Here is a 10,267-nt window from a genome sequence, read left to right as displayed (position 1 = left end):
GGCGTCGCCCCGGCGTGGGGCCCGGCCTTGTTTGGGGTTGGGGGGGGGCCTCTATTGTTTTTGTGGGCTTTACACACCCCCCCCCCCCCCCCCCACAACTGCAATCTCGGCTCGCCATTTCGACCGACTCGGCAGGGCTTGTCAGGCTCGGCAGAGGCAGAAGGTGTGGCCGGCGGGGTCGAGGAAGACGCGGAAGGACTCGCCGGGCTGGACCTCGTGCTTGGTGGCGCCGATCGCGAGGACCTCGGCCTCGGCCTTGTCGAGGTCGTCGACGGTGACGTCGAGATGCGTCTGCTGAGGTACGTCCTGGCCGGGCCACTTCGGAGCCTGGTAGTTGTCGACGCGCTGGAAGTCCAGCGATCCGCCGTCGCCCCAGGCGCTGGCCCAGCCGCCGTCGTCGTCGACCTTGGACTCCCATCCGAGGAGCTGTGCGTAGAAGGTGGCCAGGGCTGCCGTGTCGGGACAGTCGATGACCCACTGAGGAGTGCGTGCGATAGCCATGGAGCCGACGTTACGAGCGGTTCCGGACGTTCCGCTTCCGCCAGTCGTGACGTCGTCTCAGAAATATACAGTCAGGGTTGACTGTTTGTTTCTGGCGCGGCAGAGTGCGTGCCTGTGAGCCAGGCCACCCGCGTACCTCAGGAACAGCGCACCCGCGCGATGCGGGCCCGCCTCCTCGACGCCACCGTGGAGCTGCTGGCCGAGCGCGGCTTCGCCGGCACCTCGACGACGCTCGTCTCCCAGCGTGCCGGGGTCTCCCGTGGGGCGCAGCTGCACCACTTCCCGGCCAAGAACGACCTGGTCGTGGCGGCGGTCGAGCACATCACCGAGGCCCGGGGCGAAGCGCTGAAGGAGGCCGCCGGAGCGCTTCCGGAGGGCGGGCAGCGTACGCGCCACGTGCTCGCCATGCTCGCCGAGCAGGTCACCTCCCCGGTCTTCGCCGCGGCCCTGGAGCTGTGGGTGGCGGCCCGCACCGACGAGCAGCTGGCCGCGGCGGTGGGTCCGCTCGAGCAGCGCATCGGCCGCGAGCTCCACCGGGCCACGGTCGAGCTGCTGGATGTGGACGAGTCGAAGTCCGGGGTGCGCGAGCTCGTGCAGGCCACGCTCGATCTCGTCCGCGGCCTGGCTCTGGCTGACACGATTACCGACGATGCCGCCCGACGCGAGCGGATCCTCGATCACTGGGCCGAGGTCCTGGAAAGAGAGCTGCAATGAGCTTGTTGGACCAACTTCTCGAGGACCTCTCCATGGAGGGGTTCGAGCTGCGCCAGGTGGTGGCGGGCCTGAGCGAGGCGGGCTGGCGGGAGCCGACGCCGGCCGCGGGCTGGGACGTCGCCGCCCAGATAGCCCATCTGGCCTGGACCGACGAGGCCGCGCTCGCCGCGACCGAGTGGGTGGCGGGTGACGCGACCGCGTGGGACGAGCTGGTCACCGAGGCGCTCAAGAATCCCGAGGGCTACGTCGATGAGGCTGCGCTGGCGCTGGCCACGATGCCGGCGACGGACCTGTTGGAGCACTGGGACGGCGTACGTGGCGAGCTCGCCGGCGCGCTCGCGAACGTCCCGGCCGGGAAGAAGCTGCCCTGGTTCGGGCCGCCGATGTCGCCGGCCTCGATGGCGACCGCTCGGTTCATGGAGACCTGGGCCCACGGGCTGGACGTGCGCGAGGCGCTCGGTCTGACCTACGAGCCCAGCGACCGCATCAAGCACGTCTGCCACCTCGGCACCCGCACCCGTGACTTCTCCTACGGGGTGCACGGCCTGACCCCGCCGAGCGAGCCCTTCCGCATCTCCCTCACCTCACCCTCGGGCGAGGTCTGGGAGTGGGGGCCCGAGGATGCGGCGCAGAGCGTCCGCGGCCCGGCGTACGACTTCGCCCGGCTCGTTACCCAGCGCATCCACCGCGACGACACCGCGCTGGAGACCACCGGCGGCGACGCCGAGAAGTGGCTGACGATCGCCCAGGCGTTCGCCGGTCCCACCGGGGACGGGAGGGCCAAGAAGTGATCAACATCGGCAACTGCTCCGGTTTCTACGGTGACCGGTTCTCGGCGATGCGGGACATGCTCGAGGGTGGCCGGCTCGACGTGCTCACCGGCGACTATCTCGCCGAGCTGACCATGCTCATCCTCGGCAAGGACACGCTGAAGGACCCGACGACGGGCTATGCCAAGACGTTCTTGCGCCAGGTCGCGGACAGCATCGACCTCGCCCTGCAGCGGGACGTCAAGATCGTCTCGAACGCCGGCGGTCTCAACCCCGCCGGTCTCGCCGCCGCCATCGAGGCGCTCGGGACCCGCGCCAAGGTGGCCTACGTCGACGGTGACGATCTTCGGGGTCGTCTCGACTCCCATCCCGACGCACTGACGGCGAACGCCTATCTCGGTGCCTTCGGGATCGCGCACGCGCTGGACGCTGGCGCCGACATCGTCGTCACCGGTCGCGTCACCGATGCGAGCGTCGTCGTCGGGCCGGCGATCGCCCACCACGGCTGGAAACGCGACTCCTACGACGAGCTTGCGGGCGCCGTGGTCGCCGGGCACGTGATCGAGTGCGGCACCCAGGCCACCGGCGGCAACTTCTCCGGGTTCCTGACCATGTCGCCCCAGGCTCGGGCGCGTCCGTTGGGCTTCCCGGTCGCCGAGATCGCCGTCGACGGTTCCTCGATCATCACCAAGCAGGACGAGACCGGCGGCACGGTCACGGTCGACACGGTCACCGCACAGCTGCTCTACGAGATCCAGGGTCCGCTCTATCTCGGTCCCGACGTCACCACCGACCTGACGTCGATCCGTCTGCAGGAGGTTGGGATCGACCGGGTGGCGATCACGGGCGTGACGGGCACCCCGCCGCCGGCCACGCTCAAGGTCGCCGTCAACTCGCTCGGGGGCTACCGCAACTCCGCCGAGTTCGTGCTCACCGGCCCCGACATCGACGCCAAGGCCACCTGGCTGCGGGACCAGCTCGACGCCGAGCTCCCGATCGGGCCCGACTACACCTGGTCGACCTACCGCATCCCCGCGCCCGACTCCCCGACCGAGGAGGGAGCCGCCTGCATCCTGCGGCTCTCCGCCCGCGCCGCGGACGCTGATGCAGTCGGCCGCGCGCTGACCGCCCCGGCCATCGAGCTGGCGCTCGCCTCCTACCCGGGTTTCCACGTCACCGCGCCCCCGGGACGGCCGTCTCCGTTCGGGATCTACAAGGCTGCGTACGTCCGGCGCGACCGCGCCACCGAGACCGTCCACCTCCCGGATGGTTCGACCTACGAAGTCCCTTCGCCCCTCGCTTATGCCGAGGCGTCACGTACGTCGGCCGAGACGTCACGCGATGGGACCACTCGACCGACCGGAGCGACGCTTCGGCCGACGGGGGCGACCTCTCGGCGAGCGCTGGGGGAGCTGGTCTATGCCCGATCCGGGGACAAGGGCGGCGACGCCAACCTCGGGCTCTGGGTGCCGCAGGGGCGGCCGGAGGCGGCCGTCGACTGGCTGCTGGACACGGTTACCCCGGAGTGGGTCAAGCAGCTGCTGCCCGAGGCCGAGGACCTGGCCATCGACATCACGCCGCTGCCGCACCTGCGCGGCGTGAACATCGTCATCCACGACCTGCTCGGGGAGGGCGTAGCCGCCTCGACGCGGTTCGACCCGCAGGCGAAGGGCTTGGGCGAGTGGGCCCGGAGCCGATTTGTCGACATCCCGCAGGAGTTTCTGTGAGCAACGACCTGTTCGAGCTGGGCGCCGAATTCGCCCGCCGTGAAGTCTTCCCTGACCTCCAGGTCTGGGAGGACAACCAGGAGATCCCGCGGGATCTGCACAAGGCCGCCGCCAAGCAGGGCCTGCTCGGGATCGGGTTCCCGGAGGCGGCCGGCGGTGAGGGTGGCGGGCTTGCCGACACGGTTGCGGTGACCGAGGGGCTGATGTCCGAGGGCGCCTCGTCCGGCCTGCTCGCGGGCCTGTTCACCCACGGGATCGCGCTGCCGCACATCGCCAGGCACGGCTCGGACGACCTCATCGACCGATACGTGAGGCCGACCTTGGCCGGCGAGAAGATCGGCAGCCTCGCGATCACCGAGCCCGACGGCGGCTCCGACGTCGCCCACCTCCGCACGACCGCAACGCGCGACGGTGACGAGCTCGTCGTCAACGGCTCCAAGACGTTCATCACCTCTGGCTGCCGCGCCGACTTCGTCACCACCGCCGTACGCACGGGCGGGAAGGGTGCCGGTGGGATCAGCCTGCTGGTGATCGACAAGGACACCCCCGGCTTCACGGTCACCCGCAAGCTCGCCAAGATGGGCTGGCACTGCTCCGACACCGCGGAGCTCGCCTTCGAGGACGTACGTGTTCCGGCCGCCAATCTCGTCGGTGACGAGAACGCCGGCTTCGTCTACATCGCCGAGGCGTTCGTGACCGAGCGGATCGCGCTGGCCGTACAGGGCTACGGCACCGCCGCGCGCTGCCTGGCGCTCACCATCGACTACTGCCGCCGGCGCGAGACCTTCGGCGAGCCCCTGATCAAGCGTCAGGTCGTACGCCACAAGCTCGTCGAGATGCACCGGCAGGTCGAGGTGGCCAAGGCCTATACCCACGCCGTGGTCGCGAGATACGACCGCGAGGGGTCGACCCAGGCCACGATCGCCGAGGCGGCGCTGGCCAAGCAGACAGCGGTCGACGCCTGCACCTGGGTCGTCGACCAGGCCGTCCAGCTCCACGGCGGGACGGGATACATGCACGGGACCGAGGTCGAGCGGCACTATCGCGACGCCCGGATCCTGCCGATCGGAGGAGGAGCCACCGAAGTGATGACGGACCTGGCCGCCAAGCTGTTGGGACTGGACCGATGAGCGGAAATAGAGAGGCCCTCCTCGAGAAGATCGAGGCCCTGGACGCCGAGCACGCCAAGGCTGCGGCCGGCGGCGGCGAGAAGTACGTCAAGCGCCACAAGGATCGCGGCAAGCTCCTCGCCCGCGAGCGGATCGAGCTGCTCCTGGACGAGGGCAGCCCGTTCCTGGAGACCCAGCCGCTGATCGGCTGGGGCAGCGACTTCCCGGTCGGTGGCTCGATCATCACCGGCATCGGTGTGGTCGAGGGTGTCGAGTGCATGATCGTCGCCAACGACCCGACGGTGAAGGGCGGGGCGCTCAACCCCTACTCCCTCAAGCGCTCCTTCCGGGCGGCCGAGATCGCCGAGAAGAACGGTCTGCCGACGATCAACCTGACCGAGTCCGGCGGCGCCGACCTGCCCACCCAGAAGGACATCTTCATCCCGGGCGGGAAGGGCTTCCGCGACCTGACAAGAGCCTCCGCCCGCAAGCAGCCCACCGTCTCGGTGGTCTTCGGCAACTCCACGGCCGGCGGTGCGTACGTCCCCGGCATGAGCGACTACGTGATCATGGTCAAGGAGGGGGCGAAGGTCTTCCTGGCCGGCCCGCCGCTGGTGAAGATGGCCACCGGCGAGGACACCGACGACGAGTCGCTGGGCGGTGCGGAGATGCACTCGCGCATCTCCGGCTCCTCGGACTTCCTCGCCGTCGACGAGCACGACGCGATCCGCCAGGCACGCCGGGTCGTGGCCAGGCTCAACTGGCGCAAGCGCGGCCCGGAGCCGAAGGCGTCCTACGAGCCCGAGCTCGACCCCGACGGCCTGCTCGACCTGATCCCGACCGACCTCAAGGAGCCGTTCGACCCCCGCGAGGCGATCCTGCGGATCGTCGACGGGACCGGTCCGGACAACGAGGTCGCTTTCGACGAGTTCAAGCCGCTCTACGGATCGAGCCTCTGCGTCGGCTGGGCCCGGTTGCACGGCTACGAGATCGGCATCCTCGCCAACGCGCGCGGCGTGCTGATGTCGGAGGAGGCCCAGAAGGCGGCGCAGTTCATCCAGCTCGCCAACCAGAAGGACACCCCGCTGCTCTTCCTGCACAACACCACCGGCTACATGGTCGGCACGGAGTACGAGCAGGGCGGCATCATCAAGCACGGTGCCCTGATGATCAACGCGGTCTCCAACTCCACCGTCCCGCACGTGACCGTGATCATGGGCGCGTCCTACGGCGCAGGCAACTACGGCATGAACGGCCGTGCGTACGACCCTCGCTTCCTCTTCACCTGGCCCTCCGCGAAGTCCGCGGTGATGGGGCCGGCCCAGCTCGCCGGCGTGATGGAGATCGTCGCCCGCGAGTCCGCGGAGAAGAAGGGCGAGGTCTTCGACGCCGAGGGGTTCAAGGGCGTCAAGGAGATGGTCGAGGGGATGGTCGAGGAGCAGTCGCTGCCGATGTTCCTCTCCGGCCTCGGCTACGACGACGGGGTCATCGACCCGCGCGACACCCGCACCGTCCTCGGCCTCTGCCTCTCCGCCATCGCCACCCGACCCGTCGAAGGCGCCATGAACTTCGGCGTCTTCAGGATGTGAGTGCCATGATCAACCGAATTCTGGTCGCCAACCGCGCCGAGATCGCCTCGCGCGTCTTCCGCACCGCCCGCAAGCTCGGGATCGAGACCGTCGCGGTGCACTCCGACGCCGACGCGGACCTGCCGTTCGTGGCGGAGGCGGACCATGCCGTACGCCTCCCCGGCAACGCCCCTGCCGAGACCTATCTCCGCGCCGACCTCATCATCGAGGCGGCGAAGGTGGCCGGTGCCGACGCGATCCATCCGGGCTACGGGTTCCTGTCGGAGAACGCCGACTTCGCGCGCGCCGTCGAGGCGGCCGGTCTGGTCTGGATCGGGCCGGCGCCGGAGTCGATCGAGCAGATGGGCTCCAAGATCGAGGCCAAGAAGATCATGGCCGCTGCCGGGGTCCCGGTCCTGGAGGCGCCGGCTTCGCCCGTCGAGTCCGACCTCCCGCTGCTGGTCAAGGCCTCCGCGGGCGGCGGCGGGCGCGGGATGCGGATCGTTCGCTCGCTCGACGCTCTCGGCGCCGAGATCGCCAAGGCCGAGGCCGAGGCCGCGTCCGCCTTCGGGGACGGAACCGTCTTCGTCGAGCCGTACGTCGAGGCCGGCCGCCACGTCGAAGTCCAGGTCGTCGGCGACGGCGCCGGCAACGTCGCCGTCTTCGGCGAGCGCGACTGCTCGGTGCAGCGTCGCCACCAGAAGGTCGTCGAGGAGTCCCCGGCCCCGCTGCTGCCCGACGCGGTCCGAGAGGCGCTGCACGAGGCCGCCCGGAACGCTGCCGCGGCGATCGACTACCGCGGCGCGGGGACCGTCGAGTTCCTCTACGACGCGGCCACTGAGCGGTTCTGGTTCCTGGAGATGAACACGCGCCTGCAGGTCGAGCACCCGGTGACCGAGCTGGTCCACGGGGTCGATCTGGTGGAGCTGCAGATCGCTGTCGCGGAAGGTGGAGGTGTGGGTTTCGACACGCTCTCTCGCGGCTCAACCAGCGGGGTTGATGGGCATGCGATCGAGGTGCGGCTCTACGCCGAGGACCCGTCCGCGGACTATCAGCCGCAGTCCGGGACGTTGACGGCGCTGGAGTTCGCCGGCGATGCCCGGATCGACGCGGGCTACACGTCGGGTTCCGAGGTCAGCACGTTCTACGACGCGATGCTGGCGAAGGTGATCGTGCACGCGCCCACCCGTGACGCCGCGATCCGGCGCCTGGTCTCGGTGCTGCGTACGGCCAGGATCCACGGGTTGGTGACCAACCGGGAGCAGCTGGTCGGGATCCTCGGCTCGGACTCGTTCCGGAGCGGCGAGGTCACCACCGCCCTGCTCGCGAAAGAAGCTTTTCTTTCAACGGTCGACGACCCCGGTGCCCCGGTGGCCGCCGCGATCGCCCTGGCTGAGCGGACCCGCCGGCCCGGGATCCCGGTCGCCTGGCGCAACGTCACCAACCAGCCGCAGCGGACGGTCTTCGAGGACGGGTCCGAGGACGGTCTCGTCGCCGAGTGGTACGGCACCCGCGACGGCTATCGAGTCGACGGCTTCGAGATCATCGACGCAGGTCAAGAGCGGGTTGTGCTCGAGAAGGACGGGCTGCGCACGACGTACGCGGTCTCGATCGAGGGCGATCAGGTCGATATCGACTCCTCGTTCGGTCACACCGCGCTGAGGAGGCGCCCGAGGTTCACCGACCCGGCCACCCAGGCCCAGCCCGGGAGCCTGCTGGCGCCGATGCCGGGGTCGGTCGTCAGCGTGCTCGCCGAGGCGGGAGACAGTGTCGAAGAGGGCCAGCCGCTGCTGGTTCTGGAGGCGATGAAGATGCAGCACACCGTGACCGCGCCGACCGACGGCGTACTCACCCAGATCAACGTCACACCAGGAACCCAGGTCGCCGCCGGCGAGGTGCTGGCCGTCGTCGAGGAGGAGACAGCATGACCGCAACAGCATTCAGTGAGCCCGAGGAGCGGACCGCGCTGCGTGAGGCGGTGGCGAAGCTGGCCGGGAAGTACGGTCACGACTTCGTCGCCAAGCAGGCCCGCGAGGGCGGCAAGATGACCGAGATGTGGCTCGAGATGGGCCGCCACGGGTTCCTCGGCGTCAACATCGACGAGGAGTACGGCGGCGGTGGCGGTGGCATGGGCGACCTGGCCGCGGTGCTCGAGGAGGCCGCGACCGCCGGCGCCCCGCTGCTGATGATGGTCGTCAGCCCCGCGATCTGCGGCTCGATCATCGGCCGCTGCGGGACCGAGGAGCAGAAGAAGCGCTGGCTTCCCGCCATCGCCGACGGGAGCCTGCTGATGGCCTTCGGGATCACCGAGGCCGACGCCGGCTCCAACTCCCACAAGATCACCACCACGGCCAAGCAGGACGGCGACAGCTGGGTGCTGAGCGGCCAGAAGACCTTCATCTCCGGCGTCGACGAGGCCGACTCGGTCCTCATCGTGGCCCGGACCGAGGACGCCAAGACGGGCAAGCTCAAGCCGGCCCTCTTCGTGGTCCCGACCGACTCCGAGGGCTTCACCAAGCAGGTCATCCCGATGGCCTGGGAGGCGCCGGAGAAGCAGTTCACCCTCTTCATCGACGACGTACGCCTCCCGGCAGACGCCCTCGTCGGCGACGAGGACGGCGGCATCTGGCAGCTCTTCGCCGGCCTCAACCCCGAGCGGATCATGGGCGCGGCTCTCTCCTGCGGCATGGCCCGCTACGCGCTCGGAAAGGCAGTGGCGTATGCCGCGGACCGCTCGGTCTGGAAGGACGCCCCGATCGGCTCCCACCAGGGCATCGCGCACCCGCTCGCGAAGGTCAAGATCGAGCTGGAGCAGGCTCGCCTGCTGTGGCAGAAGGCCGCCGCACTCTACGACGCCGGTGACGACGCGGGGGCGGGCGAGTACGCCAACATGGCCAAGTACGCAGCCGGCGAGGTCGCCTGCAACGCCACCGATGCCGCGGTCCACACCCACGGCGGCAACGGCCTCACGGTCGAGTACGGCCTGGCCAACCAGCTCGTCGCCGCCCGTCTCGGCCGGATCGCCCCGGTCAGCCGGGAGATGATCCTCAACTACATCGCCATGCACACCCTGGGGCTCCCGAAGTCCTACTGATCCCGCACCAGAGAACAGAAACAGGGCCGGTCGCGTGAGCGACCGGCCCTGATGCGTACGTCTGCCTCTACTTCTTCGGCTCGATGATCACGATCGTGCTGAGGATCTTGTCGGCGAAGGTCTGGCGCTTGTCGTCCCACAGCGGCCACAGGTAGCCGATGTAGCAGGCGAGCTGGTCGAGGTAGTGAACGAAGAAGCGCCCGATCGAGAACCAGGTGCCGAGGACCTGGCCGTCGGCCTCCTTGACGACCTTGATGCCGAGGACGCCCTTGCCGATCGAGTAGCCCGTCTTGCCCTGCTTCAGGCCGTAGTTCCAGTACAGGAAGGCGAGAGACACGAGGAAGCCGATGAACATGAGGAGCCCGCCGATGGCCATGAGGGCCCCGTTGGGCTCGCCGGCGGACGTGTACATGCCGGTGTTCGGGTCATACTCCGAGACACCACCCGCGGCGGCTCCGCCGATGAGCAGGCCGTAGCCGATCCAGAACGGGATCATGGCCACCGCGCCGACGAGCCCGTCGATGATGAAGGCACCCGCACGTGCACCCCAGGAGGCGTACGGCGGGGTCGGGGCGCCATAGCCGTAGCCGGCCGGGGCGGCCCCGTAGCCGGTCGGAGCGGCGGGGGCGGCGCCGTAGCCGGGCGCGGGCGGAGGCGGCGGAGCGCTGGGCTGACCGTAGGCCGGCGCCGGCGGCGGAGTCGGCGGCAGGGGCTGGCCGGAGGGGTCCTGCGGGGCGCCAGGAGGCGGGCCGTAGTTAGACATGGGGCCGAGTATGGCCACATC

The 10,267-nt window shown here is 69.6% G+C and carries 9 protein-coding genes; 7 read left to right on the top strand and 2 right to left on the bottom strand.

Features of this window, described 5'->3' with window-relative positions; all coding sequences use genetic code 11:
- Window positions 1-141: 141 nt before the first annotated feature.
- Complete coding sequence (locus tag ACFV9G_RS05435) at window positions 142-501, bottom strand: VOC family protein (RefSeq protein WP_091043414.1); 360 nt, start codon at window positions 499-501, stop codon at window positions 142-144.
- A 114-nt stretch (window positions 502-615) separates the two neighbouring features.
- Between ACFV9G_RS05435 and ACFV9G_RS05430 the strand changes: the two genes are divergently transcribed.
- The 7 genes from ACFV9G_RS05430 to ACFV9G_RS05400 are packed head-to-tail and all read left to right on the top strand — an operon-like array spanning window position 616 to window position 9,483.
- Window positions 616-1,215 (top strand): TetR/AcrR family transcriptional regulator, encoded by a 600-nt coding sequence (locus ACFV9G_RS05430; protein ID WP_378725570.1) that lies wholly within the window; start codon window positions 616-618, stop codon window positions 1,213-1,215.
- Window positions 1,212-2,006 carry a TIGR03084 family metal-binding protein gene (locus ACFV9G_RS05425; protein WP_378725568.1) on the top strand — a complete coding sequence of 265 codons (795 nt, stop codon included), beginning with the start codon at window positions 1,212-1,214 and terminating at the stop codon, window positions 2,004-2,006. Before ACFV9G_RS05430 ends, ACFV9G_RS05425 begins: the two co-directional genes overlap by 4 nt.
- Window positions 2,003-3,712, top strand: a complete 1,710-nt coding sequence (locus ACFV9G_RS05420; RefSeq protein ID WP_378725566.1) for an acyclic terpene utilization AtuA family protein — start codon at window positions 2,003-2,005, stop codon at window positions 3,710-3,712. The genes ACFV9G_RS05425 and ACFV9G_RS05420 overlap by 4 nt, the downstream gene beginning before the upstream one ends.
- The gene (locus ACFV9G_RS05415) at window positions 3,709-4,842 is read left to right on the top strand and encodes an acyl-CoA dehydrogenase family protein (protein WP_378725564.1); all 1,134 of its coding nucleotides are present in this window, start codon (window positions 3,709-3,711) and stop codon (window positions 4,840-4,842) included. Before ACFV9G_RS05420 ends, ACFV9G_RS05415 begins: the two co-directional genes overlap by 4 nt.
- Complete coding sequence (locus ACFV9G_RS05410; RefSeq protein ID WP_378725562.1) at window positions 4,839-6,410, top strand: acyl-CoA carboxylase subunit beta; 1,572 nt, start codon at window positions 4,839-4,841, stop codon at window positions 6,408-6,410. Before ACFV9G_RS05415 ends, ACFV9G_RS05410 begins: the two co-directional genes overlap by 4 nt.
- Window positions 6,411-6,415: 5 nt before the next feature.
- The gene (locus ACFV9G_RS05405; protein ID WP_378725560.1) at window positions 6,416-8,317 is read left to right on the top strand and encodes an acetyl/propionyl/methylcrotonyl-CoA carboxylase subunit alpha; all 1,902 of its coding nucleotides are present in this window, start codon (window positions 6,416-6,418) and stop codon (window positions 8,315-8,317) included.
- Window positions 8,314-9,483, top strand: a complete 1,170-nt coding sequence (locus ACFV9G_RS05400) for an acyl-CoA dehydrogenase family protein (protein ID WP_378725558.1) — start codon at window positions 8,314-8,316, stop codon at window positions 9,481-9,483. The genes ACFV9G_RS05405 and ACFV9G_RS05400 overlap by 4 nt, the downstream gene beginning before the upstream one ends.
- Before the next feature lie 67 nt (window positions 9,484-9,550).
- Here the strand turns inward: ACFV9G_RS05400 and ACFV9G_RS05395 are convergent, their stop codons facing one another.
- A complete protein-coding gene (locus tag ACFV9G_RS05395) occupies window positions 9,551-10,246 on the bottom strand; it encodes an RDD family protein (protein ID WP_378725556.1) in 696 nt (231 codons plus the stop codon).
- Between the last annotated feature and the right edge of the window lie 21 nt (window positions 10,247-10,267).

The sequence above is a fragment of the Nocardioides sp. NPDC059952 genome, from assembly GCF_042730435.1.
Lineage (GTDB): Bacteria > Actinomycetota > Actinomycetes > Propionibacteriales > Nocardioidaceae > Nocardioides.
Note: the sequence above shows the minus strand (reverse complement) of the source record. Positions and strands in the feature narration are given on the sequence as shown.